General features: G+C 68.1%; 21 protein-coding genes. 10 read left to right on the plus strand and 11 right to left on the minus strand.

The window, feature by feature from the left end; genetic code table 11:
• Window positions 1-19: 19 nt before the first annotated feature.
• Window positions 20-1,678: a globin domain-containing protein gene (locus ABZ725_RS09950; RefSeq protein WP_358802230.1), complete on the minus strand. Its 1,659-nt coding sequence runs from the start codon at window positions 1,676-1,678 to the stop codon at window positions 20-22.
• Window positions 1,679-2,382: 704 nt separating this feature from the next.
• Between ABZ725_RS09950 and ABZ725_RS09955 the strand changes: the two genes are divergently transcribed.
• The gene (locus ABZ725_RS09955; protein ID WP_358802231.1) at window positions 2,383-3,249 is read left to right on the plus strand and encodes a GNAT family N-acetyltransferase; all 867 of its coding nucleotides are present in this window, start codon (window positions 2,383-2,385) and stop codon (window positions 3,247-3,249) included.
• 73 nt (window positions 3,250-3,322) lie between these two features.
• Here the strand turns inward: ABZ725_RS09955 and ABZ725_RS09960 are convergent, their stop codons facing one another.
• Window positions 3,323-3,742, minus strand: a complete 420-nt coding sequence (locus tag ABZ725_RS09960; protein WP_351907636.1) for a heme-binding protein — start codon at window positions 3,740-3,742, stop codon at window positions 3,323-3,325.
• Window positions 3,743-3,813: 71 nt separating this feature from the next.
• Complete coding sequence (locus ABZ725_RS09965) at window positions 3,814-5,052, minus strand: MFS transporter (RefSeq protein WP_358802232.1); 1,239 nt, start codon at window positions 5,050-5,052, stop codon at window positions 3,814-3,816.
• Window positions 5,053-5,196: 144 nt separating this feature from the next.
• Here ABZ725_RS09965 and ABZ725_RS09970 point away from each other — a divergent pair, with 144 nt between their 5' ends.
• A complete protein-coding gene (locus tag ABZ725_RS09970) occupies window positions 5,197-5,670 on the plus strand; it encodes a MarR family transcriptional regulator (RefSeq protein WP_351907633.1) in 474 nt (157 codons plus the stop codon).
• A 10-nt stretch (window positions 5,671-5,680) separates the two neighbouring features.
• Window positions 5,681-6,133, plus strand: a complete 453-nt coding sequence (locus ABZ725_RS09975; RefSeq protein WP_351907631.1) for a GNAT family N-acetyltransferase — start codon at window positions 5,681-5,683, stop codon at window positions 6,131-6,133.
• A gap of 95 nt (window positions 6,134-6,228) precedes the next feature.
• On the opposite strand, the gene ABZ725_RS09980 is transcribed toward ABZ725_RS09975, so the two are convergent.
• Together ABZ725_RS09980 and dnaB are read right to left on the minus strand one after the other, a co-directional pair.
• Window positions 6,229-7,617 (minus strand): serine hydrolase domain-containing protein, encoded by a 1,389-nt coding sequence (locus ABZ725_RS09980; RefSeq protein ID WP_358802233.1) that lies wholly within the window; start codon window positions 7,615-7,617, stop codon window positions 6,229-6,231.
• 74 nt (window positions 7,618-7,691) lie between these two features.
• The gene (gene dnaB, locus ABZ725_RS09985) at window positions 7,692-9,170 is read right to left on the minus strand and encodes a replicative DNA helicase (protein ID WP_358802234.1); all 1,479 of its coding nucleotides are present in this window, start codon (window positions 9,168-9,170) and stop codon (window positions 7,692-7,694) included.
• Window positions 9,171-9,629: 459 nt separating this feature from the next.
• Here dnaB and ABZ725_RS09990 point away from each other — a divergent pair, with 459 nt between their 5' ends.
• Window positions 9,630-10,967 carry an MATE family efflux transporter gene (locus tag ABZ725_RS09990; RefSeq protein WP_358802235.1) on the plus strand — a complete coding sequence of 446 codons (1,338 nt, stop codon included), beginning with the start codon at window positions 9,630-9,632 and terminating at the stop codon, window positions 10,965-10,967.
• Window positions 10,968-11,128: 161 nt separating this feature from the next.
• Here the strand turns inward: ABZ725_RS09990 and rplI are convergent, their stop codons facing one another.
• The 4 genes from rplI to rpsF form a co-directional block, all read right to left on the minus strand.
• Window positions 11,129-11,575 carry a 50S ribosomal protein L9 gene (gene rplI, locus ABZ725_RS09995; RefSeq protein WP_351907623.1) on the minus strand — a complete coding sequence of 149 codons (447 nt, stop codon included), beginning with the start codon at window positions 11,573-11,575 and terminating at the stop codon, window positions 11,129-11,131.
• Between the two features lie 18 nt (window positions 11,576-11,593).
• Window positions 11,594-11,830 (minus strand): 30S ribosomal protein S18, encoded by a 237-nt coding sequence (gene rpsR / locus ABZ725_RS10000; RefSeq protein WP_020130672.1) that lies wholly within the window; start codon window positions 11,828-11,830, stop codon window positions 11,594-11,596.
• Window positions 11,831-11,911: 81 nt separating this feature from the next.
• Window positions 11,912-12,523, minus strand: coding sequence for a single-stranded DNA-binding protein (locus tag ABZ725_RS10005; RefSeq protein ID WP_358802236.1), 612 nt, complete (start codon window positions 12,521-12,523; stop codon window positions 11,912-11,914).
• Window positions 12,524-12,599: 76 nt separating this feature from the next.
• Window positions 12,600-12,890: a 30S ribosomal protein S6 gene (gene rpsF / locus ABZ725_RS10010; RefSeq protein ID WP_006604399.1), complete on the minus strand. Its 291-nt coding sequence runs from the start codon at window positions 12,888-12,890 to the stop codon at window positions 12,600-12,602.
• 287 nt (window positions 12,891-13,177) lie between these two features.
• Between rpsF and ABZ725_RS10015 the strand changes: the two genes are divergently transcribed.
• The 3 genes from ABZ725_RS10015 to ABZ725_RS10025 all read left to right on the plus strand — a co-directional run bounded on the left by ABZ725_RS10015 (window position 13,178) and on the right by ABZ725_RS10025 (window position 15,949).
• The gene (locus tag ABZ725_RS10015; RefSeq protein WP_358802237.1) at window positions 13,178-13,489 is read left to right on the plus strand and encodes a hypothetical protein; all 312 of its coding nucleotides are present in this window, start codon (window positions 13,178-13,180) and stop codon (window positions 13,487-13,489) included.
• A 213-nt stretch (window positions 13,490-13,702) separates the two neighbouring features.
• Entirely contained in the window at window positions 13,703-14,824 is a 1,122-nt protein-coding gene (gene femX, locus ABZ725_RS10020) for a peptidoglycan bridge formation glycyltransferase FemX (RefSeq protein ID WP_351907617.1), read from the plus strand.
• A 93-nt stretch (window positions 14,825-14,917) separates the two neighbouring features.
• A complete protein-coding gene (locus ABZ725_RS10025; RefSeq protein ID WP_358802238.1) occupies window positions 14,918-15,949 on the plus strand; it encodes an alanine racemase in 1,032 nt (343 codons plus the stop codon).
• A 105-nt stretch (window positions 15,950-16,054) separates the two neighbouring features.
• On the opposite strand, the gene ABZ725_RS10030 is transcribed toward ABZ725_RS10025, so the two are convergent.
• Both ABZ725_RS10030 and ABZ725_RS10035 read right to left on the minus strand, forming a co-directional pair.
• The gene (locus ABZ725_RS10030) at window positions 16,055-17,554 is read right to left on the minus strand and encodes a glycosyltransferase 87 family protein (protein WP_358802239.1); all 1,500 of its coding nucleotides are present in this window, start codon (window positions 17,552-17,554) and stop codon (window positions 16,055-16,057) included.
• A gap of 131 nt (window positions 17,555-17,685) precedes the next feature.
• Window positions 17,686-20,337 (minus strand): transglycosylase domain-containing protein, encoded by a 2,652-nt coding sequence (locus ABZ725_RS10035; protein ID WP_358802240.1) that lies wholly within the window; start codon window positions 20,335-20,337, stop codon window positions 17,686-17,688.
• 352 nt (window positions 20,338-20,689) lie between these two features.
• On the opposite strand from ABZ725_RS10035, the gene ABZ725_RS10040 reads away from it, so the two are divergent.
• From ABZ725_RS10040 to ABZ725_RS10050, 3 genes are all read left to right on the plus strand, one after another.
• Window positions 20,690-21,373, plus strand: a complete 684-nt coding sequence (locus ABZ725_RS10040) for a helix-turn-helix transcriptional regulator (protein WP_358802241.1) — start codon at window positions 20,690-20,692, stop codon at window positions 21,371-21,373.
• A gap of 44 nt (window positions 21,374-21,417) precedes the next feature.
• Entirely contained in the window at window positions 21,418-22,500 is a 1,083-nt protein-coding gene (locus tag ABZ725_RS10045; RefSeq protein WP_358802242.1) for an inositol-3-phosphate synthase, read from the plus strand.
• A 127-nt stretch (window positions 22,501-22,627) separates the two neighbouring features.
• Entirely contained in the window at window positions 22,628-23,902 is a 1,275-nt protein-coding gene (locus ABZ725_RS10050; RefSeq protein ID WP_358802243.1) for an MFS transporter, read from the plus strand.
• Window positions 23,903-23,987: the final 85 nt, after the last annotated feature.

Consider the following 23,987-nt stretch of genomic DNA (forward strand, 5'->3'; position numbering starts at 1 on the left):
GCCTGTCCGCGACGTGGAGTCAGCTTCCCGCGGCGACGAGTTCCTCGACCGAGTCATGGCGTATGCGCTCCGAGGGGATGCCGACCCCGCGCAGGGCGTCCACGCCGCTGCGTATCATGCCGGGCGGACCGGAGACATAGGCGTCGTACTCGGTCCAGGGCCCGAAGGTGCGTATGGCGTCGGGCAGCTGGAGCAGACCGTGCCGGTCCACCACCGGGCGGACCTGCAGCCATGGGTGGGACTGCTGAAGCCTGAGCATCGTGTCGATGTCGTACAGGTCGTGGTCGCTACGGGCGCCGTAGAACACCTCGACCGGGCGCCGCGCTCCATGCTCGGCGACATCCTCGACCAGCGCCTTGATGGGCGCTATGCCGGTGCCGCCCCCGAGACAGAGCAGTCCGCTGTTCCTGGTGTGGTCGACGGTCATCGAACCGGCCGGCGGACCCAACCGGATGACATCGCCCGGCCTTGCGCGGTGCACCAGGGAGTTGGAGACCCAGCCCGCGGGGATGGCCTTCACATGGAAGGTCAGCAGACCGTCGGAGCGGGGCGCGGAGGCGAAGGAGTAGTGCCGCCAGATCCGCGGCCACCACGGCGTCTCCAGGCTCGCGTACTGCCCGGCGAGAAAGGGATAGGGCTGGTTCGGGCGGACGGTGAGGATCGCGACGTCCGGTGTTCGGAGGTCGTGCGAGACGACCTCCGCCTGCCACCAGGCCGGGGCACGCAGTTCGTCGACGGCCGCCGCATCGATCATGACCTGAGAGATCGTCGTGTACGTCCGGACCCAGGCCGCCTCCGTCTCGGCGTCCCACACGGCGTCCGCATACTTGCTCAGCGCGCCGATCAGACACTCGCCGACGGCCGGATAGTGGTCGGCCTGCGTGCCGTACTTGCGGTGACCGCGGCCGAGGTTCTGCAGGTACTCGACGAGGACCGGGGTGTTGTCGATGTGCTCGGCGGCCGTGAGCAAGGCCTTGAGAAGCCGGTCCCGCTGGGCGTCCATCGCAGGCGGGAAGAGCGAGCGCAGCTCGGGGTGGCGGACGAAGAGCATCGCGTAGAAGTACGACGTGACCTTGTCGGCCACCGGGCCCACCTCGGCCATGGTGCGCCGGACGAGCACGGCGTCCGGGGACGCGGCCTTCACCTGCGCGGACCGCTGAGCGGGCACGAGAGATTCGGCGGGTGGGACAGTGGGCTGCTGCCACTCGGGCGGACGAGGCTCGGCGAGTGCGGTGCGCTGCTGCGTGGGTAGACGCGATTCGGCGGGCCCATGAGGGGCGGTGAGGGCTTGAGGAGGAGCAGCCGGTGCCTGAGCCGGGATGGGGGCCTGAGCCTGGACGGGGGCTTCGACCGGGGACTGCGGCCCGGCTGGCGACGGGGGCGGTGCGCTCGAAGGGGGAGCTGTCGTGGCGGGGTACGGCGTGGTGGCCGACGGGGCGGGGGCCGACGGGTTCGGCTGTATTCGGGAGCCGGCGTCCGTGGTGCGGTCCTGGGGCTCGTTACCGCCGTGCGGATCGGCCGTGTTCCTGCCCACGGGACGCAGGCCGGCGAGGCGACGGCCGTCTGTAGACCCCTGCTCGCCCCCTGCTGCAGGCTCCGGCTGCTTGCGCGGTGTGAACCATCCGTCCCCGCCGCCGGACGTGCCGTTGTCGGCCGACCTGGTGGTCGGAGCGTCCATGGTGTGCCTCGCCTCGAACATCTTTAGGTCGGTCTGCGCACTTCCTGGATCGGAAGGTGCCTGCTTCCCCCGCAGACGGCTTGCTTCTCCGTTCGGTTCCGCGCCCGAAACGGCCGCGGTCCACCCGTATTTCTGCTCCGCACGAACGCGTAGGGCGAGAGTGCGGTAAGGGGCACAGCCCTCTCATCGCAGCATCGCATCCTGTGCGAACGCCTCGGTCGCATCACCGGAATTGCGGGTCTTCGATCTCTCCGTCCCGTTAGGCTGCATTGCCCTGTTCTCGGCTCGCACGGAATGTGTGCACCTTGTCTCGCGCACCTCGTACCGGAAGCGAACCGGAGTCGACCATACCGGCCGTCGCTCGCCACACAAGTCCCCCCTTCCCCCCGGGACACACTCGGGGTGCGAACCGTCGATTCCTTCAATTGCCGGACGTGAGGCACCAGTTCATAGGCATCCCATAGGTCCTTACCCTCGTGCTTCGCATACTCCGGCGGCCCGATCAACCCGGCAGAGATCGACTGCTCGAGAACCACCGTCTCGGCCTCCAGGCCCGCTGCTCTGCCTTCCACTGCACGTGTTTCACGTGAAACACTCGCGCGCTGTCGACGCACTGTGCAGTTGGCCATGACATGGCCAAAAGCACGTACGTCCATGGGGAAACGGGTGGACGTCGACGGCGCCGGTCGGAAAGCCTGACCTGCGTGCCGACTCCTTCCTCCATCGCTCTGCCCATCCGCCGCCTGACGCACCGCGATCTCACCGCCTGCGCCGACTTGTCCGAGGATCGGGGGTGGCCGCGTGAGGAACACAAGTGGGGCCTTCTCCTCTCGGCCGGAAAGGGATACGGCATCGACGACCCCGACGGGGGCCTCGTCAGCGCCTGCGTGGTCACCGAGTACGGTCCGTACGGCCACCCGGCTCTCGGCGCCATCGGCATGATGCTGGTCGCCGAGCGGCACGCCCGGCAGGGCATCGGCCGGCAGGTGATGCGGCACATCGTCTCCCTCATGGGAACCACCCCGCTCACCCTGCATGCAACGCCGAACGGCCGTCCGCTCTACGAGGAGCTGGGCTTCAAGACCACCGGCCAGGCGGAAATGGTGCGGGGGCACTTCACGCCGGGCGAACCGGCTTCAGGCATCGCCACCCGTGCGGCCACGGCCGAGGACCTCACCGCGATCCTCCGGCTCGACGAGGAGGTCTTCGGCGCCGATCGCACGCACGTGATCATCCGTCTGCCCGCCTTCGCCGACCAGTTGCGGGTCGCCGAGGACGCAGGCCGGATCGTCGGCTACGCGGCGGCATGGCCCAGCATGGACACTCACGTCGTGGGTCCGCTGATCGCCCGGGACACGGAGACGGCGAAGGCCCTTCTCGCCTCCCTCGCCGCCGGGACAGATCGTCCGCTGCGCACCGACATCGACGTACGCCACGAAGGTCTGCTGGCGTGGGTGAAGGCGCGGGGCATGGAATCCGTCGCGTTCAACGCCGTCATGACCTACGGGGCCCCGGAATTGCCGGGCGACTGGCGCCGTCGGTTCGCTCCACTGACGGTGGCGGCCGGCTGACGGCACGGAGAGATGAAAGAACGCCGGTTCCCCTGATGGTCGGGGAGCCGGCGTTCTGTGTGAGCGTCCGCCGTCAGGCGAGCGCCGCCACGGCCGTCGTGGCAAAGCCGTGGTCCTGCTCCGGGGCGCCTCCCCCGACCCCGATCGCGCCGATCAGGCGGCCGTCGCGATGGACCGGCACACCGCCCGCGATGAACAGCAGCGGTCGGTCGAGCGCGGTGGGCAGGGTGTGGAAGGGACCTCCGGGCTGAACGGCGTCGACGAGGTCGGCGGTGGGAGCGTTCAGCTGGAGCGCCGTGTACGCCTTGCGCGTGCTCGTCTCCCCGGAGATCAGTACGGCCCGGTCGTCCCGCCGGAAGGCCAGCAGATGGCCGCCTGCGTCCAGGACGGTGACGCTGACCGTCACTCCAGCGGCCTCAGCGGCGCTGCGAGCCGCCGAGACGAGGGCTTCGGCATCGTGAATGGTCAGGGGCGCGAAAGTGGTGGTGCTCATGGGGGGAAGTTCTCCTTGCGGTGTTGCTGCGGTTTCGGTGCGAACGGACGGCATTCGGCGCTGGACGACGTTCAGCGCTGGACGGCTTGCACCGCTTGGGTGCCCACTGTCTGTCGCTCGGCAGTGGTGCTGCCCGCGACGATCTGGCCCGGGTGGCCGCCAGCGCTGTCGCGGCGTTCCAGCGCGGCCGACACGAAGGCGAGGATCAGCGCGCCCGCGGCGAGGGCGGCGCCGACCCAGTTCGGCGCGGTGTAGCCGAGGCCGGCGGCGATGACGACGCCGCCGAGCCAGGCCGACAGCGCGTTGCCAAGGTTGAAGGCGCCGATGTTCACGGCCGACGCCAGCGTCGGGGCTCCGTGTGCCTGGTCCAGGACCCGCTTCTGCAGCGGCGGGACGGTCGCGAAGCCAAGGGCGCCGATCAGAGTGATCGTGACGGCCGCGAGGGCCTTGTTGTGGGCGGTGAGAGTGAAGAGCGCCAGGACGACCGTGAGGGCGCCCAGCGAGACGTACAGCATGGGCATCAGGGCTCGGTCCGCGTACTTGCCGCCGACGAGGTTGCCGCCGACCATTCCGAGCCCGAAGAGAACGAGCAGCCAGGTGACGGAGCCGTCGGCGAATCCGGCGACGTGCGTCATCATCGGCGCGATGTAGGTGATGGCCGCGAAGACACCGCCGAAGCCGAGGACGGTCATCGCCATGGCGAGCAGGACCTGGGCGTTCTTGAAGACGGCCAGTTCGTGCCGTAGACGCACGCCCTCCGCCCGCGGCATCTCGGGCACGAGCTTGGCGATGCCGACCAGCCCGACGACACCGAGCGCCGCGACGACGGCGAAGGTGACGCGCCAGCCGATGTGCTGTCCGACAAGAGTGCCCAACGGGACGCCGACGACGTTGGCGACGGTGAGCCCGGTGAACATCATCGCGATGGCCCCGGCCTTCTTGTCGGGGGCGACCAGGTCGGCCGCGACCACGGAGCCGATCCCGAAGAACGCGCCATGGGCGAGCGAGGCGACCACACGTCCGATCAACATCACGGCGAAGACCGGGGCGACGGCCGAGAGCAGGTTGCCCACGATGAACAGGCCCATCAGCAGCATCAGCATCCGCTTGCGCGGAATCTTGGTACCGAGGACGGTCATGAGCGGGGCGCCGAACACGACACCGAGCGCGTAGCCGGTCACGAGCAGGCCGGCCGTGGGGATGGAGACCCCGAAATCGCCGGCGACCTCGGGCAGCAGCCCCATGATCACGAACTCGGTCGTTCCGATTCCGAAGGCCCCGATCGCGAGGGCCAGAAGCGCGAGAGGCATAGAGACTAGAACCTTCCCAAACGATTGCAGGAGCGCTTTACGTTCGCCCACAATAGTTGCACACGCGGGCAATATGCAACCGCAGACTATTGCGGAAGTGCTCTATCCTGGTGTCAGCCGCTCCGGGACCGAGGAGAAACGCCCATGACTGCGACGGACCCCGCGCTCACCGCCCTCGCCCAGGGCTGGTGCGCCCTCTCCCTGCTGCACGGGAGGATCGAGGCCCACATCGAGCGCGCACTACAGGCACAGCACGACCTGAGCGTGCGCGAGTACTCCCTGCTCGACGTGCTCAGCCGGCAGCACGACGGCGACGGCGGGCATCTGCAGATGAAGCAGGTGGCCGACGCCGTCGTCCTCAGCCAGAGCGCGACCACCCGGCTGGTGACCCGGCTCGAGGACCGCGGCCTGCTCGAGCGTTACCTGTGCCCCACCGACCGCCGCGGCATCTACACCAACGTCACCGACGCCGGCCTGAAGCTCCTCGCCGAAGCGCGCCCGACCAACGACCGCGCCCTGCGCGAGGCGCTCGACACAGCCGCCGAGAACCCGGAACTGGCCCCGCTGGTACGGGTCGTGGAGTCGCTGAAGACGCCTGCCGCCGCCCTGGGTGCATAGGGTTGCGGTCATGGGAGATCTTGAAATACGAGCCGCTGTCTCCGAGGACATCCCCGCGATCGTCGGCATGCTCGCGGACGACCCCCTGGGCGCACAGCGCGAGTCGCCGGACGACCTCGGCCCGTATCTGACCGCGCTGGAGCGGCTCACCGCCGACCCGAACCAACGCCTGGTCGTGGCCGTCCGCGAGGGCCGCGTCGTCGGCACCCTTCAGCTGACGATCGTCCCGGGTCTGTCCCGGCGCGGCTCGACCAGGTCGATCATCGAGGGTGTGCGCGTGCACGCCGACGAGCGCGGAAGCGGTCTGGGCACACGGTTCATCGAGTGGGCGATCGAGGAGTCCCGCCGGGAGAACTGCCAGCTGGTGCAGCTGACCTCGGACAACGCACGCACCGACGCCCACCGCTTCTACGAGCGGTTGGGCTTCGTCGCCTCACATGTGGGCTTCAAGCTGCAGCTCTGAGAATTCCGCTCTCCGGGAGAGCAGGCCTTACGAGAAGGAAGCGCCGAAGGAAGCGCCCTGTTTCACGTGAAACAGGGCGCTTCCTTCTCATGAGGCTAAGAGCCGATCCCCCGCCATCCCTCCGGGTCGACACCACCAGGCACTGCGGCCCGCTCGTCGTACGGCTCACGGGTGAACACGAACGACCCCAGGTCCAGGTGGTCCACGCTCCCGTCCGGCCGCTGCACGGCCCGCAGGAGCTCCCCCGCGTAGTAGCCCTCCAGGCCGGTCCATGTGCCGTCCCCGTTCGGCCTGAACCGGGAGCGCCGGCCGCCGCCGGACAGCGGCCCCAAGGAGACGAGCCCGTCGGCCGTCACTCGCAGGGCAAAGGGGCTGGCCCCCCAGTACCACTGGCCGGCCAGCTCCAGGACGGAACCGTCGACTTCCCGCAAGGGACGCCAGGGCTCGGGAATCCGTGGCTCGGCCTCGGCGACGATACGTACGAGATCAGCTGCCACCTGGGACGTCAGCAGGCCCGAGGTGCAGTTGGCGAGCACCACTGCGGCCACGTCGTCCGCCATGCCGATGGTGAGGGTCGCCAGGAAACCGGGCACCGAGCCGGAGTGGCCCACGAGGATCCGTCCGTCCCGGTGCTGGATCTGCAGCCCCAGGCCGTATGTGGCGCCGTCCACCACATCCGCCAGCCCGACCGGGGCCGCGGGCGTCCACATCTCGCACAGGGTTTCGGCGCTCAGCACCCGGTCGTCGCCGCGCGCCAGGAAGGCGGCGAAACGCGCGAGGTCGCCGGTCGTGGACCAGAGCTGGCCCGCCGGGGCCATCCGTCCGAAGTCCTCGGCGGGCTCGGGCAGCAGGACGTCGGCCCAGGGATGCACAGCCCAGCCGCCTGCGGCCGGGGCCTGCGGTCGGACGGTCGTACGGTCGAGGCCCAGAGGTTCGAGCACTTCACGCCGCAGTACGTCTTCCCAGGGCATCCCGCGGAGCTCTTCCACGAGGGCGCCCAGGAGCGCGTAGCCGGGGTTCGAGTAGTGGTGGCGTCGGCCGGCCGGATGCGGGGCCGCCTGGTCGCCGAGGACGTCGGCGAGCTCGGGCCGCAGTGAGCCGGGGGTTCGCTCCCACCACGGTCCGGGCGACTCGGCCGCCAACCCGCCGGTGTGGGCGAGCAGTTCGGCCACTGTGGCCTCCCCCGCACCGGTGCCGGGCAGGTGTTTCTCCAGCGGGTCCTCGAGGTCGAGCACTCCTTCGTCGCGCAGCCTCAGCACGAGAACGGCGGTGAAGGTCTTGGTGATCGAGCCGATCCGGTACTGCACGTTCTCGTCCGGCGCGTGCCCGTCGACCGAGGTCCGCGCCCCGTGCCACACAGCCCGCCCGTCCCGTACGACCGCTGCGACGAGCGACGGCGCCCGCCCTTCGGCCTGGGCCACGGCGATCCGGTGCAGCAGCGCACGCCGGGTGCCGGGGAGCAGCTCTTCCTGAGGTGTCGTCATGCCCTCAGTCCACCCGCCCACACGGCCGGCGTCGAGCTCATTTCGCCGTATGGGCCGCCCTGGGTCGCGCGGGATCAGGTCTGCGCCATGTCCACGAAGCGTGAGTAGTGGCCCTGGAAGGCGACGGTGATGGTGGCCGTCGGACCGTTACGGTGCTTGCCGACGATGATGTCCGCCTCGCCCGCGCGCGGGGACTCCTTCTCGTACGCGTCCTCACGGTGCAGCAGGATCACCATGTCGGCGTCCTGCTCGATGGAGCCGGACTCACGCAGGTCGGACACCATCGGCTTCTTGTCCGTGCGCTGCTCAGGACCACGGTTGAGCTGCGAGAGCGCGATCACCGGGACCTCCAGCTCCTTGGCCAGCAGCTTGAGGTTTCGGGACATGTCCGAGACCTCCTGCTGACGGCTCTCGGAGCGCTTGGAACCACCGGCCTGCATCAGCTGCAGATAGTCGATGATCACGAGCTTGATGTCGTTGCGCTGCTTCAGCCGACGGCACTTCGCGCGGATCTCCATCATCGACAGGTTCGGGGAGTCGTCGATGTAGAGCGGTGCGGAGGACACCTCGGGCATCCGGCGAGCCAGGCGCGTCCAGTCCTCGTCCGTCATGGTGCCGGACCGCATGTGGTGCAGGGCGACCCGGGCCTCGGCGGACAGCAGACGCATCGCGATCTCGTTGCGCCCCATTTCCAGGGAGAAGATGACGCTCGGCAGATTGTGCTTGATCGACGCCGCACGCGCGAAGTCCAGCGCCAGCGTCGACTTGCCCATGGCGGGACGGGCCGCGATGACGATCATCTGGCCCGGGTGCAGACCGTTCGTGAGCGAGTCGAGGTCCGTGAAGCCGGTGGGCACACCCGTCATCTCGCCGCTGCGCGAGCCGATCGCCTCGATCTCGTCGAGCGCGCCCTCCATGATGTCGCCGAGCGGGAGGTAGTCCTCGCTGGTGCGCTGCTCGGTGACCGCGTAGATCTCCGCCTGGGCGCGGTTGACGATCTCGTCGACGTCGTCGTCGGCCGCGTATCCCATCTGCGTGATACGGGTGCCGGCCTCGACCAGGCGGCGCAGTACCGCTCGCTCGTGGACGATCTCCGCGTAGTACTCGGCGTTGGCGGCGGTCGGCACCGTCTGGACGAGGGTGTGCAGATACGCCGCGCCGCCGACCTTGTTGATCTCGCCGCGCTTGGTGAGTTCGGCCGCGATCGTGATCGGGTCGGCCGGTTCGCCCTTGGCGTAGACGTCGAGAATCGCCTGGTAGATCGTCTCGTGCGCGGGCTTGTAGAAGTCGTGGCCCTTGAGCACCTCGACGACGTCGGCGATGGCGTCCTTCGACAGGAGCATGCCGCCGAGGACCGACTGCTCCGCGTCGAGGTCCTGCGGCGGTACCCGCTCGAAAGCGGTGCCACCGCCCTCCCATTCACCGCTGTCCCGGCCGCGATCATGCTGTTCGTCACGGCCTCGGCCCCCGTCCCCACGTCGGCGGGAAGCGGGCAGACGATCACTGGGTCCGCTCTCGGCCCACGGGTCGTCCAAGGGCTCGGAAATGCTCACCGAGCAGCCTCCTCCCGTCCGCCGAGCGGACCTCGCCGTGCCTCAAGTTCTACGGCACGGCACTGACAATCGAGAGCCCCAACTCCGTTTGTGGCGCGTCGGTATTGTGAGGGTTTCATCGGCCGACGGACGCAGCAGGTGCCGGACCACCGTAGGCCCGCGGGCACCTTCAGCCAATCTGGTTATCCACAGGCCATGTGGACGACGACCCCGATGCTGTGGAGAACTCCGCAAAACCTGTGCATGACCCGGTGGACAGTGCTGTGAACAAGCCCTCTCCTTTTCTTTTCGACCGCCTCTGACCTGCACGTTCCCCATCCACTGGCTGTGCAGAAGAAAAAGTTTCCCGGTCTGGCCAAGATCCCTTCGAACGACGCGCGAGTGGATGCCCGACGCGAGAGGAGGTAAGGGTCACAGACCGATTGCATCTCTTACCTGTGGACGATTAGATTGGTGCTCATGACACAGGCTCCCGCGCCCCCCAGAGCCATCCGGCGACAGCACGATCGGGAGATCGTCGCACTTGCCGTCCCGGCCTTCGGCGCACTCGTCGCCGAGCCGCTCTTCGTCATGGCCGACAGTGCGATCGTGGGCCATCTGGGCACCGCCCAACTCGCCGGGCTCGGAGTCGCCTCCGCACTTCTCATGACAGCCGTCAGCGTCTTCGTCTTCCTCGCCTACGCCACCACCGCCGCCGTCGCGCGCCGCGTGGGCTCCGGTGACCTTCCGGCCGCCATCCGCCAGGGCATGGACGGAATCTGGCTGGCCCTTCTGCTCGGCGCCGCCGTGATCGTGACCGTCCTGCCCGCCGCCCCGACACTCGTCGACGTGTTCGGGGCCTCGGACACCGCCGCTCCGTACGCGACCACCTATCTGCGCATCTCGGCACTCGGCATCCCGGCCATGCTCGTCGTTCTGGCCGCGACCGGCGTCCTACGAGGACTCCAGGACACCAGGACCCCGCTGTACGTCGCCGTCGGGGGCTTCGTCGCCAACGGGGCCCTGAACGTCGGCCTCGTCTACGGCGCGGACCTCGGCATCGCCGGCTCCGCCTGGGGCACCGTCATCGCCCAGTGCGGTATGGCCGTGGCCTACCTCGCGGTGGTGGTGCGGGGAGCTCGCCGCCACGGCGCGTCTCTGCGGCCCGACGCCGCCGGCATCAGAGCCTCCGCCCAGGCCGGGGTACCGCTACTGGTCCGCACGCTCTCCCTGCGGGCCATTCTGATGATCGCCACCGCTGTGGCCGCCCGTCTCGGGGACGACGACATCGCGGCACACCAGATCGCGCTGGCCCTGTGGAGCCTGCTCGCCTTCGCCCTCGACGCCATAGCCATAGCCGGACAGGCCATCATCGGACGCTACCTCGGGGCCGGCGACGCTCAGGGCGCCCGTGACGTCTGCCGCCGCATGGTCGAGTGGGGCATCGCCGTGGGTGTCGCCCTCGGCCTGCTCGTCGTGATCGCCCGGCCGCTGTTCCTGCCGCTGTTCACCAGCGACCCTGCGGTGAAGGACGCCGCGCTGCCGGCTCTACTCGTGGTGGCGCTCTCCCAGCCGATCTGCGGCATCGTCTTCGTCCTGGACGGTGTGCTGATGGGTGCGGGAGACGGACCGTATCTCGCCTGGGCGATGGTGCTCACGCTGGCCGTCTTCACCCCGGTGGCCCTGCTGGTGCCGGTTCTCGGTGGCGGTCTCACCGCGGTGTGGGGAGCGATGACCCTGATGATGGCGGTCCGGATGCTGACGCTCTGGCTACGCGCCCGCTCCGGCCGCTGGCTCATCACCGGCGCAACCCGCTGACCGTTTCACGTGAAACCGGCGGTCGCGCGAAACAGCGAAACAGAAGGTCGAGCAGAACGAGCCCTCGCGTGAAGCGGGTGTTTCACGTGAAACAAGCAAGCGGAAGGGGCCGCACCCAGTGGGTGCGGCCCCTTCTCGGCACTTCAAGCCGAGCGCAGCGATCAGGCCGCGATGACCTCGATGTTGACCTTGGCGGCAACCTCGGGGTGCAGACGCACGGACGTCTGGTGGGCGCCCAGGGTCTTGATCGGCGAGCCGAGCTCGATGCGGCGCTTGTCGACCTCGGGGCCACCGGAAGCCTTGATCGCCGAAGCGATGTCGGCCGGGGTGACGGAACCGAAGAGACGACCGGCGTCGCCGGAGCGGACGGCCAGACGGACCTTCACGCCCTCGAGCTGGGCCTTCACAGCGTTGGCCTGCTCGATGGTCTGGATCTCGTGGATCTTGCGAGCACGACGGATCTGCTCGACGTCCTTCTCGCCACCCTTGGTCCAGCGGATCGCAAAGTTCCGCGGGATCAGGTAGTTGCGAGCGTAACCGTCCTTGACGTCGACGACGTCGCCGGCGGCACCGAGGCCAGAGACCTCGTGGGTGAGGATGATCTTCATTTGTCGGTCACCCTTCCCTTATCGCGCCTGGGCGGTGTACGGCAGCAGCGCCATCTCACGGCTGTTCTTGACGGCCGTGGCGACGTCACGCTGGTGCTGCGTGCAGTTGCCGGTCACGCGACGGGCACGGATCTTGCCGCGGTCGGAAATGAACTTCCGCAGCATGTTCGTGTCCTTGTAGTCCACGTACGTGACCTTGTCCTTGCAGAATGCGCAGACCTTCTTCTTAGGCTTGCGCACAGGCGGCTTCGCCATGGTGTTTCTCCTGTGTGATCAAGAAGTTGGGATACGACCCACCCTCGACCCGAGCCGGCCCGGATGCCCGGGCCCGACGGGCTAGAAGGGGGGTTCGTCCGAGTAGCCGCCGCTCTGCTGGCCGCCGCCGGAGCTTCCGCCCCAACCGCCGCCGCTGCCGCTGCCGCCGCCCTGGGCGCCACCGGCGGGAGCGCCCGTGGCCCACGGGTCCTCAGCGGGAGCGCCGCCGCCCTGCTGGCCGCCGCCGGAGTTTCCACCCCAGCCGCCGCCACCCTGGCCGCCACCGCCACCGCCGCCGTAACCACCCTGGCCGCCCTGGCCACCGCGGCCCGAGGCCTTGGTGACCTTTGCCGTGGCACTGCGCAGGCTGGCGCCGACTTCCTCGACGTCCAGCTCGTAGACCGTGCGCTTGACGCCCTCACGGTCCTCGTAGGACCGCTGCTTCAGCCGGCCCTGCACGATGACGCGCATGCCTCGCTGGAGCGACTCCGCGACGTTCTCCGCCGCCTGACGCCAGACCGAGCAGGTCAGGAACAGGCTTTCGCCGTCCTTCCACTCGTTCGTCTGACGGTCGAAGGTGCGGGGAGTGGACGCGACACGGAACTTCGCGACCGCCGCACCGGAGGGGGTGAAGCGCAGCTCGGGGTCGTCGACAAGATTGCCGACGACCGTGATGACGGTCTCGCCTGCCATGGGGGAACCTCTCGGCGGGTTTGCTGCTGGCTGCTTGTGCTGCTACTCGAAATCCCGAGATCAGCTGAGCGTGAGCTCAGTGGGTCTCGGGGCGGAGGACCTTGGTCCGGAGGACCGACTCGTTCAGGTTCATCTGGCGGTCGAGCTCCTTGACGACCGCAGGCTCGGCCTGCAGGTCGATGACCGAGTAGATGCCCTCGGGCTTCTTCTTGATCTCGTACGAGAGACGACGACGGCCCCAGGTGTCGACCTTCTCGACCTTTCCGTTGCCCTCACGGACGACGGAGAGGAAGTTCTCGATCAGCGGGGAGACAGCGCGCTCCTCGAGATCGGGGTCGAGGATGACCATCACTTCGTAGTGACGCATGTGGAACCCACCTCCTTTGGACTCAGCGGCCACGGTCGATCCGTGGCAGGAGGGTTGTGATGCGTACGCAACGGTATCGGCCGCCACTGACAATCGGGGGCCGGCGAGCGACATCCACGGTCTGAGCTGGGCAGACGCCCTGGCTCTGGTTGGGCAGACACCGGTGCAGAGGGTACAGACTACCTGCACACCCGCTTCCGGTTGAAATCCGGCGTGGTTGCCCGTCAATCTGTACACGTCGGGTGTGTATGGCGCTACGATGCGCCGCCTTCCGCAGGAGGTGCCACATGGCACAGGCATTGCGACCCAATACCGCCGGATCTCTCTTCGCCACCGACGGCAAATCCCATCCGCTCCAGGACACTCTGCTCGCCGTGACGCTGGTGCTCGGCCTGACGGCCTTCATCACGTCGTTCTTCCACAGCCTGCATCTGCTGAGCTCCTGGACCGGTCTGGTGGGAATCCTGACCGGCGCGTACGGACAGTGGATCTCCGAGACCACCCGTGAGCGCTTCGGCCTGATCCTGGGTCTCGGTGCCGCGGCCGTGGGCTTCTTCATCGGGATGGCGCACGGCGGTCTCTTCGGCGGAGTCTGGTGAACGGACCGGCGCCGATCCCGGCACCCCGGACACCACCCTCACCGCAGGACGCGTAGGACACCTACGAACCATGACGGAACGCCCCGGCCGCGCTCGGGCCGGGGCGCAGGTTCCATACGCCCAGTCAGGGCGCTCGCAAGGCGCAGTAGGCTTCGGCGCGAGAGCCGGAGCCCCCGTACCCATGGGGCCACACCAGCCCGAGGAGCGCCCCGAATGAGCCTGACCCTGAGGACGATCAGCCGAGAGCAGCATCTGGCATACATCCAGAGCCTGCCGTCGGCGAGCCACATGCAGGTTCCGGCCTGGGCCGATGTCAAGGCCGAGTGGCGCTCGGAGAGCCTCGGCTGGTTCGACGGACGAACCGGTGAACTGGTCGGCGCGGGTCTGGTCCTCTACCGCCAACTGCCCAAGATCAAGCGCTATCTGGCCTATCTGCCCGAGGGCCCGGTCATCAACTGGTACGCGCCGAATCTGACCGAGTGGCTGGAACCGATGCTCGCGCACCTCAAGCAGCAGGGCGCGTTCTCGGTGAAGATGGGCCCGCCGGTGATCATCCGCCGCTGGGAGGCCACCTCCATCAAGGCGGGCATCCAGAACCCGGACGTGAAGCGACTGCGCGACATCGAGGCCGACTTCATCGAACCGCGCGCCTTCGAGGTGGCCGACAAGCTGCGCCGCATGGGCTGGCAGCAGGGCGAGGACGGCGGCGCCGGCTTCGGCGACGTCCAGCCGCGCTACGTGTACCAGGTGCCGCTGGCGAACCGTTCCCTTGAAGAGGTCCACAAGAACTTCAACCAGCTGTGGCGCCGCAACATCAAGAAGGCCGAGAAGGCCGGCGTCGAGGTCGTCCAGGGCGGCTACCACGACCTCGAGGAATGGCAGCGGCTGTACGAGATCACGGCCGTGCGCGACCACTTCCGGCCGCGCCCCCTGTCGTACTTCCAGCGCATGTGGACAGCCCTCAACACCGAGGACCCGAACCGCATGCGGCTGTACTTCGCCCGCCACAACGGGGTGAACCTGTCGGCGGCGACGATGCTGATCGTCGGCGGGCACGTCTGGTACTCCTACGGCGCCTCCGACAACATCGGCCGTGAGTTCCGTCCCTCGAACGCGATGCAGTGGCGCATGCTGCGCGACGCCTACGCGCTCGGCGCCACCGTCTACGACCTGCGCGGCATCTCCGACTCGCTGGACGAGACCGACCACCTCTTCGGCCTGATCCAGTTCAAGGTCGGCACGGGCGGTCAGGCCGCGGAGTACCTCGGCGAGTGGGACTTCCCGCTGAACAAGCTGCTCCACAAGGCGCTCGACATCTACATGTCGCGCCGCTGACGTCACGTTCGGTGATTCCATACCTCTGACGCCTCTGACACCTCTGACGCGTTTCCCCACACCGCAGCCACCAGAAAGGTCCCAGGTCCGGCCATGGCGCTCACCCTCTACGTCGACACCGCGCGCTGGCGGGCGCATCACAAGCACGTGCAGGAGCAGTTCCCGGGACTCGTCCCGGTCTGCAAGGGCAACGGCTACGGCTTCGGGCACGAGCGGCTGGCGGAGGAGGCCACCCGGCTGGGCTCGGACATCCTCGCCGTCGGAACGACGTACGAAGCCGCGCGCATCAAGGACTTCTTCGGCGGTGACCTGCTGGTGCTGACGCCGTACCGGCGCGGCGAGGAGCCCGTGCCGCTGCCGGACCGGGTCGTGCGCTCGGTGTCCTCGATCGACGGCGTGTACGGCCTTGTCGGGGCCCGTGTGGTCATCGAGGTGATGTCCTCGATGAAGCGGCACGGCATCAGTGAGCAGGACCTGGCCCAGCTGCACGCCGCCATCGAGAACGTCCGGCTCGAGGGTTTCGCGATCCACCTGCCGCTGGACCGCACCGACGGCTCCGACGCCGTCGAGGAGGTCATCGGCTGGATGGACCGGCTGCGCGCGGCCCGGCTGCCGCTGCACACGATGTTCGTCAGCCACCTCAAGGCCGACGAACTCGCCCGGCTGCAGCAGCAGTTCCCGCAGACCCGGTTCCGTGCCCGGATCGGCACGCGGCTGTGGCTGGGGGACCACGACGCCACCGAGTACCGCGGGGCGGTCCTGGACGTCACCCGGGTCGCCAAGGGCGACCGCTTCGGCTACCGGCAGCAGAAGGCGGCCTCCGACGGCTTCCTGGTGGTCGTGGCGGGCGGTACGTCGCACGGGGTGGGTCTGGAGGCACCCAAGGCCCTCCACGGCGTCATGCCGCGTGCCAAGGGCGTCGCCCGGGCCGGCCTCGCCACCGTGAACCGGAACCTCTCGCCGTTCGTCTGGGGCGGCAAGCAGCGCTGGTTCGCCGAGCCGCCGCACATGCAGGTGTCCATCCTGTTCGTGCCCTCGGACGCGCCGGAGCCACAGGTCGGCGACGAGCTGGTGGCCCATCTGCGGCACACCACCACGCAGTTCGACCGGCTCGTGGACCGCTGAGCCCCAGAGGCAACACAGGCAGCAGAGACAGCAGAGACAGCAGAGACAGCAGAGAGGCCGTACACGGATTCCGTGTACGGCCTCTTCCGGCAACTGGCTGTTCGCTCACGGCGAACTGTCGACGGCGTCCGCCTTGCCCCAGTCCACCTGCGGGCCGTCGAAGTGGGATGCGTGCCGGGGCGGATGCGCCGCGGCGCCGAGGACGAAGACGTCCTCCGCCCCGTCGAGCACTCCTCCCGAGGGATCGTCGTCACCGGCCTGCCGCACCACGTCCCGCTCCGGCATCAGGATGTCCCGTACGACCACGGCACACAGGTACAGCGTCCCCAGCAGGTGCACGGCGATGGCCCAGTGGTAGCCGTCGGTCGGCAGGCCCTTGTGGGCGTCTCCGCTCATCGTGTAGGCGAGGTACATCCAGATGCCCAGGAAGTAGACGACCTCGCACGCCTGCCAGATCAGGAAGTCCCGCCACTTCGGCCGGGCCAGCACCGCCAGCGGCACCAGCCACAGGACGTACTGCGGCGAGTAGACCTTGTTGGTGAGGATGAAGGCCGCCACGATCAGGAAGGCCAGCTGAGCGAAGCGGGGGCGACGAGGCGCGGTCAGCGCCAGCGCCGCGATGCCCACAGCGCACAGCACGACGAGAAGCGTGGCGAGGGTGTTGACGCTGTCGGTGGTGAGCGGGTCGCTGGAGTTCTGGGCCATGATCAGCCAGAAGGAGCCGAAGTCGACGCCCCGCTCCTGACTGAACCGGTAGAACTTCGACCACCCCTCGAAGGCGAAGAGCATCACCGGCAGGTTCACCACCAGCCAGGCGACGACCGCACCCGCCAGCGCCTTGCCGAAGTCCCGCCACTTCCCCGCGCGCCAGCACAGCACGAACAGGGGGCCGAGCAGGAACACGGGATAGAGCTTGGCGGCCGTTGCAAGCCCCAGCAGGACGCCGAAGGCCAGGGACCGGCCCCGAGACCACATGAGCATCGCCGCGGCCGTCAGAGCGACCGCCAGCAGGTCCCAGTTGATGGTCGCGGTCAGCGCGAAGGCCGGCGCCAGGGCGACCAGCAGGCCGTCCCAGGGACGCCGCGCGTGCGTCCGGGCCACGCAGACGGCGATGACGGCCGCACAGGCCATCAGCATCCCGGCGTTGACCATCCAGTACCACTGCTCTTGGTCCTGGATGCTGCCGCTGCCCGGCGTCAACCAGTTGGCGACCTCCATGAACACGCCGGTCAGCACCGGGTACTCGAGGTAGTCCATGTCGCCGGGGAGCTTGTCGAAGTACGGCACGAGCCCGTCGGCGAAGCCGCGCCCCTGGTAGAGGTGCGGAATGTCCGAGTAGCAGGCGTGCGTGTACTGGGAGGTGGCGCCGAAGAACCAGCCTCCGTTGTAGCAGGGCGCCTTCTGGATCAGTCCTAGGGCGAACATCCCGATCGCCACGAGCGCGACGATCCGTACGGGAGTCCACCAGGAAGTCCCCAGCAGGGCCCGTCGGCCGAGGGGACCGCCGATCAGCTCACTGCCGGCCGCGGCCACCGGGTCGTCACTGGTGGGCCTTACCGGATCCGGCTCGTGTACGCGCGCCGGCGTCGATTCTGGACTGGGCATGGGCGACATCCTGCCGTACGGACCTAGGAAAACGCCGAGGACCGCCCCACCTGGTCCGGTGGAGCGGCCCTCGTTTCACGTGAAACATGCACATGTTTCACGTGAAACACCCAAGCTGGGCGATTGCGCGACTAGCCACCGCCTCCGAAGAAGCCGTTGCTGGTATTGCCTCTGCTGTTGCCCTCTGTCTCCGTGGCAGTCGGCGAGGCGCTTGTCTCCCCGCTGCTGCCCTCCGAGGTTCCGCTGGTCGTTCCCTCGCTGTCCTCGTCACAGCCGAAGAAGGTGGTGCACGTCGAGGTCGCCGAAGGCGAAGGCTGGACCTGCGACCGGCTCGGAGAGGGCGACGGGGACGACTCCTCCTCCTCGGTCTCGGTGACCGAAGGAGACGGCGTCGGAGACGGCTCGGCGTTGACGATCTCACCGATGGACTCAGGCTCCGGGAAGTCCTTCGCCGGCGTGCCCTTCAGCGCCTCTTCCATGTAGTCGTGCCAGATCTGCGCCGGGAACGAGGCACCGTGGATCTTCTTCTGGCCACCCGTTCCGAACATCTCCAGGAACGTACGGTTCTTGTTCGACTCGTCGTCGTCGTAGCGGAACATGGTGACCGCAGTCGACAGCTGCGGGGTGTAGCCCACGAACCAGGCCGACTTGTTGCCGTCGGTGGTACCGGTCTTGCCCGCGACCTCGCGGCCCGTCAGCTGGGCGTTGGTACCGGTGCCCTTCTCGACCACGGTCTTCAGGACGTCCGTCACGTTGTCGGCGACCTTGGAGGTGAACGCCTGCTTCGACTCGGTCTCGTGCGTGAAGATCTGGCCCTTCTCGCTCGTGACCTTCTCCACGGAGTACGGATCGCGCTGCTTGCCGCTGGAGGCGAAGGTCGCGTACGCACCCGCCATCCGGATCGCGCTCGGGTCGGAGATACCGATCGAGAACGACGGGAATCCGCTGTTGGTGAGGCTGGACTCCTTCAGGCCCGCGCTGACCGCGGCTTCCTTGACCTTGTCCAGACCGACATCCATGCCGAGCTGCACGAAGGCGGAGTTCACCGACTCGCGCATCGCCTCACGCAGGTCGATCTTGAAGTCGGGAGGGCTGCCGAGGGAGACGCCGCCGTCGTTGGTCTGCAGCCACTCCTCGCCCTTCTCGTTCTTCCAGACCGTCTGGTCGTAATTCTGGATCTTGAGCTTGTTCTTGCCGCTGAACAGACTCTTGGGCGAGACGATGGTGCGCTCGTCCTGCGCCTGCGACGACCCAAGCTCCGGATCGCGCACACCCCAGGTCATCGCGGCCGCCAGCACGAACGGCTTGAACGTCGAACCGACCTGGGCACCGGTCTGGTCGGCGTTGTCGGTGAAGTGCTTGGTCGCGTCCTCACCGCCGTAGACGGCCCGGATGGCACCGGTGTCCGGTTCCACGGACGCGCCGCCGAACTGGACGTGCGTGTCGGTCTCCGGCCGTTCCTCCGGCTTGATGTTGGCCTTCTGGACCTTGGTGACCGACTCCTCGAGCTCCTTGACCTTGTTCTTGTCGAAGGTCGTGTAGATCGAGTAGCCGCCCTGCTGCAGCAGGTCCTGGGTGATCCCGGTCTTCTTGCTGTTGGTGACCAGGTAACCGTTGGCGAGGTCGACGAGGTAGCCGACCTGCCCCTTCAGGTCGGTGTTCGACCGGGGGTTCTGCCACTTGGGGAGCGTCGTGTACTTGGCCCGCACCGAGGCATCGAGGTGCCCGTACTCGACCATCTTGTCGAGGGTGTCCTGCATCTGGACCAGGGCCCGCTTGCTGTTGGCCTGGGGCGTGGCTCCGGTCGGGTCGACCGAGGTCGCACCGGCGGGGTCGTAGTACGTGGCGCCCTTCAGCATGGCGGCCAGGAAGGCGCACTCGCCCGGGTTGAGCTTGATCGCGTCCTTGTTGAAGTACGCGCGGGCGGCGGCCTGGATTCCGTAGGCGTTGCGCCCGTAGTACGCGGAGTTCAGGTAGCCGGCCATGATCTGGTCCTTGTCGACCTCCGCGCCCACCTTTATCGACACGAAGATCTCCTTGAACTTCCGGGAGATCGTCTGGCTCTGGTCGTTCAGCATCGCGTTCTTGACGTACTGCTGGGTGATCGTCGATCCACCCTGCGTCTGTCCGCCCCTGGCCATGTTGAACACGGCTCGGGCGATGCCCTTGGGGTCGATGCCGCTGTCGTCGTAGAAGGTCTTGTTCTCCTGCGAGATCACCGCCCAGCGCATCTCCTCGGGGATCTGCGAGAGGTCGATGTTCTGACGGTTCGTCTCACCACCGGTGGCAACCATCTGGCTGCCGTCCTTCCAGTAGTAGACGTTGTTCTGCGCCGTGGCCGTCTTGGCGACGTCCGGGATGCCCACCATGGCGTACCCGATGCCGGCCACGGCCACCAGGCTGCCGACAAAGCCGACGAACAGGCCCGTGACGAGCTTCCAGGACGGCACCCAGCGCTGCCAGCCGTACTTTCCGGCGCGCGGGTAGTCGACCAGGCGCTTCCGGTCGGGCGCCGAGCGCCCTCTGCCCCGTCCGGGGCCGGTGGGTTCGGCCACTCTGCGCCGCCCGCCCGAGTTTCTCTGGGGCGCGCGTCGGGCGTCGGTGCGGCTGCTGTGCGGCTGCTCCTCGCCTCCGGACCCGTGACCCAACCCGTAGTCGGCAGGAGATCCGGTGGCGCCTCGCGGTGCCGCGCGGCGGCCGGAGGACGGACCGGACTGGCCGCGTCGGGCCGCGGCACGTCCGCCTCCCTGCGGCTGCGGCGGTTTGCGACGGTGCTCGCTCATCGAACGATTACTCCTCGGGCAGGCGCATCCGTGCGCGCCTGGAAAGGGCGGCTGGTTTCCTGTCCCCCCGAAGTACGGATGCGGTCGGTCGCGCATTCATCCGTACTGCACCGAGGACCTCGACGCCCCCCGGCGTCTCATGGGTCCCGGTGGTGTGCATGGCGCACAGACTACGCACCGTCAAAACCTGCCTAGCCCCGAAGTTCACCTCAAATCAGGCAACTCGCCTGCAACGAATCGGTGATGTGATCCCGTTCACCGTCCCCCCTCTTGTCGCATCCGGAAGGCCGTTCTATCGTCTTGATGTATCGAGTCGATACATCAGCGCGACATAAGACCGAGGGAGGCGACGATGAGCCGGCGTTCCGGGATCCTCGAGTTCGCCGTCCTGGGTCTTCTCCGCGAGTCCCCGATGCACGGCTATGAGCTGCGCAAACGACTCAATACGTCACTGGGTGTGTTCCGTGCGTTCAGCTACGGCACGCTGTATCCCTGCCTCAAGACGCTGGTCGCCAACGGCTGGTTGATCGAAGAGCCGGGGAGCACACCCGAGGACGCCCTCGCCGCTCCGCTCACCGGGCGACGCGCCAAGATCGTCTACCGGTTGACGGCGGAGGGTAAGGAGCACTTCGAGGAGCTGCTCTCGCAGACGGGCCCCGACGCGTACGAGGACGAACACTTCGCCGCACGTTTCGCCTTTTTCGGGCAGACGTCACGCGATGTTCGTATGCGCGTCCTGGAGGGCCGCCGCAGCCGGCTGGAGGAGCGTCTGGAGAAGATGCGCGCCTCCCTGGCTCGTACCCGAGAGCGCCTCGACGACTACACGCTCGAGCTCCAGCGCCACGGAATGGAGTCCGTGGAGCGCGAAGTGCGCTGGCTGAACGAGCTCATCGAGAGCGAGCGGGCCGGACGGGACCTGACAGGTTCCGCCTCCGGGGGGTCCGCTCAGCAGAACACCACATCTGGATCGACGGGCGGCCTGCCCCGTCCCGGGGGCGACCCCGGGACGGATCTGCCCGACGAAACCACCCCGTGAGCGCCCAACCAGGGCCTCACTCGCACACACAGGGAGCAACCGGAATGGGTTCGGTTCGCGTAGCCATCGTCGGCGTGGGCAACTGCGCGGCATCGCTGGTACAGGGCGTCGAGTACTACAAGGACGCCGACCCGGCGTCCAGGGTCCCGGGCCTGATGCACGTGCAGTTCGGCGAGTACCACGTCAGCGACGTCGAGTTCGTCGCCGCGTTCGACGTGGACGCCAAGAAGGTCGGCCTCGACCTGTCGGACGCCATCGGCGCGTCCGAGAACAACACCATCAAGATCTGCGACGTGCCGAACACGGGCGTGACCGTCCAGCGCGGCCACACCCTCGACGGCCTCGGCAAGTACTACCGCGAGACCATCGAGGAGTCCGCCGAGGCCCCGGTCGACATCGTCCAGATCCTCAAGGACAAGCAGGTCGACGTCCTCGTCTGCTACCTGCCCGTCGGTTCCGAGGCCGCGGCGAAGTTCTACGCCCAGGCCGCCATCGACGCCAAGGTCGCCTTCGTCAACGCTCTCCCGGTCTTCATCGCCGGCACCAAGGAGTGGGCGGACAAGTTCACCGAGGCGGGCGTCCCGATCGTCGGCGACGACATCAAGTCCCAGGTCGGCGCCACCATCACGCACCGCGTCATGGCGAAGCTGTTCGAGGACCGCGGCGTCGTGCTGGACCGCACGATGCAGCTGAACGTCGGCGGCAACATGGACTTCAAGAACATGCTCGAGCGCGAGCGCCTGGAGTCCAAGAAGATCTCCAAGACGCAGGCCGTCACCTCGCAGATCCCCGACCGGGAGCTCGGCGCGAAGAACGTCCACATCGGCCCGTCGGACTACGTGCAGTGGCTCGACGACCGCAAGTGGGCCTACGTCCGCCTCGAGGGTCGCGCCTTCGGCGACGTCCCGCTGAGCCTGGAGTACAAGCTCGAGGTCTGGGACTCCCCGAACTCCGCGGGCGTCATCATCGACGCGGTGCGCGCCGCGAAGATCGCCAAGGACCGCGGCATCGGCGGCCCGATCCTGTCGGCGTCGAGCTACTTCATGAAGTCCCCGCCGGTCCAGTACTTCGACGACGAGGCCCGCGAGAACGTCGAGAAGTTCATCCGCGGCGACGTCGAGCGCTGAGCCCGACGCAACGCTCGTAGCAGCACCGGCGCTGTTCCGGCAGCGCTGAAAATTCGCTCCTGCCAGGGCTGAGAAGGGTCCCCGGGTCACTGACCCGGGGACCCTCCCCGTGTGTGAGGCTGTGACCATGGCCGTCGTCCGTGATCTGCGCGTCCTGCTGCGCTTCGGGAACTTCCGGCGTCTGCTCGGCATACGGCTGCTCTCCCAGTGCGCGGACGGCGTCTACCAGGTCGCACTCGCCGCCTATGTCGTGTTCTCTCCGGAGAACCAGGCCTCGGCCACCGCGATCGCCTCCGCCATGGCGGTCCTGCTCCTGCCCTACTCGCTGGTCGGCCCCTTTGCCGGCGTCCTGCTGGACCGCTGGCGCCGCCGCCAGGTCTTTCTCTACGGCAACCTGCTGCGCGCCCTGCTGGCCTCGGCCACGGCCGTCCTGATGATCAGCCAGGTCCCCGACTGGCTCTTCTACGCCTCCGCGCTGTGCGTCACCGCGGTCAACCGCTTCGTCCTCGCCGGTCTGTCGGCGGCGCTGCCGCGGGTGGTCGACGGCGAGCGCCTCGTGATGGCCAACTCCCTCTCCCCGACCGCCGGAACGCTGGCCGCGGTCGCGGGCGGCGGTCTCGCCTTCGTCGTCCGGCTGGTGGTGGACTCCGACGCGGCGGTGGTGCTGCTGGGAAGCATGTTGTACCTGTGCGCCGCGCTCGTCTCCCTGTCCATGGCCGCGGATCTGCTCGGGCCCGACCGTGACCTGGTCCGACTTCGGCTGTCGGCCGCGCTCAGGGGCACCGCACACGGCCTTTCGGCCGGCGTGCGCCACCTGGCCGAGCCGATCCGCCGGGCGGCCGCCTGGGCGCTCTGCTCGATCGCGCTGATGCGGTTCTGCTACGGCGCCCTGACCGTCATGGTGTTGATGCTGTGCCGGTACGCCTGGTCGTCCGACACGGACGAGGGACTGGCCCTGCTGGGACTGGCGGTGGGCGTCTCCGGCGTCGGTTTCTTCCTCGCTGCGGTGGTGACCCCGTCGGCGGCAGGGCGCTTGGGCCCGGTCCGCTGGATCGTCGTCTGCGCCGCGGCGGCCTCGGTCCTGGAGCTCGTCCTCATGCTCCCGTTCACCCAAGTCACGACGTTCGTCGCCGCGTTCGTGCTGGGGCTGGTCACCCAGGGCGCGAAGATCGCCACCGACACCATCGTCCAGTCCTCCGTGGCGGACGGCTTCCGCGGCCGGATCTTCTCCCTCTACGACGTCCTGTTCAACGTCGCCTTCGTCGGCGCCGCCGGTGTCGCCGCGCTGATGCTGCCGCCCGACGGACGTTCGACAGCGCTGGTGGTCACGGTCGCCGTTATATACGGAGCAATTGCTGGCGCTATGTTCCGCTTTGAGCGCCAGTATGTGTCACATCAATGACACAGACTCCCTCGGAGCTACAGGGTTGTCAGTGGGGCCCGGTAACTTACGTGCGTCTTACTTCGCGACAGATTTCGCGCCACAC

Origin of the sequence: Streptomyces sp. NPDC006872, assembly GCF_040635845.1 — a bacterium.
Classification (GTDB): Bacteria; Actinomycetota; Actinomycetes; order Streptomycetales; family Streptomycetaceae; genus Streptomyces.

Bases quoted from the DNA above. Each gene is read 5' to 3' on its own strand.
- ABZ725_RS09950 (WP_358802230.1), bottom strand. From the start codon at position 1,678: ATGGACGCTCCGACCACCAGGTCGGCCGACAACGGCACGTCCGGCGGC.
- ABZ725_RS09960 (WP_351907636.1), bottom strand. From the start codon at position 3,742: ATGAGCACCACCACTTTCGCGCCCCTGACCATTCACGATGCCGAAGCC.
- ABZ725_RS09965 (WP_358802232.1), bottom strand. From the start codon at position 5,052: ATGCCTCTCGCGCTTCTGGCCCTCGCGATCGGGGCCTTCGGAATCGGA.
- ABZ725_RS09970 (WP_351907633.1), top strand. From the start codon at position 5,197: ATGACTGCGACGGACCCCGCGCTCACCGCCCTCGCCCAGGGCTGGTGC.
- ABZ725_RS09975 (WP_351907631.1), top strand. From the start codon at position 5,681: ATGGGAGATCTTGAAATACGAGCCGCTGTCTCCGAGGACATCCCCGCG.
- ABZ725_RS09980 (WP_358802233.1), bottom strand. From the start codon at position 7,617: ATGACGACACCTCAGGAAGAGCTGCTCCCCGGCACCCGGCGTGCGCTG.
- ABZ725_RS09990 (WP_358802235.1), top strand. From the start codon at position 9,630: ATGACACAGGCTCCCGCGCCCCCCAGAGCCATCCGGCGACAGCACGAT.
- rplI (WP_351907623.1), bottom strand. From the start codon at position 11,575: ATGAAGATCATCCTCACCCACGAGGTCTCTGGCCTCGGTGCCGCCGGC.
- rpsR (WP_020130672.1), bottom strand. From the start codon at position 11,830: ATGGCGAAGCCGCCTGTGCGCAAGCCTAAGAAGAAGGTCTGCGCATTC.
- ABZ725_RS10005 (WP_358802236.1), bottom strand. From the start codon at position 12,523: ATGGCAGGCGAGACCGTCATCACGGTCGTCGGCAATCTTGTCGACGAC.
- rpsF (WP_006604399.1), bottom strand. From the start codon at position 12,890: ATGCGTCACTACGAAGTGATGGTCATCCTCGACCCCGATCTCGAGGAG.
- ABZ725_RS10015 (WP_358802237.1), top strand. From the start codon at position 13,178: ATGGCACAGGCATTGCGACCCAATACCGCCGGATCTCTCTTCGCCACC.
- femX (WP_351907617.1), top strand. From the start codon at position 13,703: ATGAGCCTGACCCTGAGGACGATCAGCCGAGAGCAGCATCTGGCATAC.
- ABZ725_RS10025 (WP_358802238.1), top strand. From the start codon at position 14,918: ATGGCGCTCACCCTCTACGTCGACACCGCGCGCTGGCGGGCGCATCAC.
- ABZ725_RS10030 (WP_358802239.1), bottom strand. From the start codon at position 17,554: ATGCCCAGTCCAGAATCGACGCCGGCGCGCGTACACGAGCCGGATCCG.
- ABZ725_RS10035 (WP_358802240.1), bottom strand. From the start codon at position 20,337: ATGAGCGAGCACCGTCGCAAACCGCCGCAGCCGCAGGGAGGCGGACGT.
- ABZ725_RS10040 (WP_358802241.1), top strand. From the start codon at position 20,690: ATGAGCCGGCGTTCCGGGATCCTCGAGTTCGCCGTCCTGGGTCTTCTC.
- ABZ725_RS10045 (WP_358802242.1), top strand. From the start codon at position 21,418: ATGGGTTCGGTTCGCGTAGCCATCGTCGGCGTGGGCAACTGCGCGGCA.
- ABZ725_RS10050 (WP_358802243.1), top strand. From the start codon at position 22,628: ATGGCCGTCGTCCGTGATCTGCGCGTCCTGCTGCGCTTCGGGAACTTC.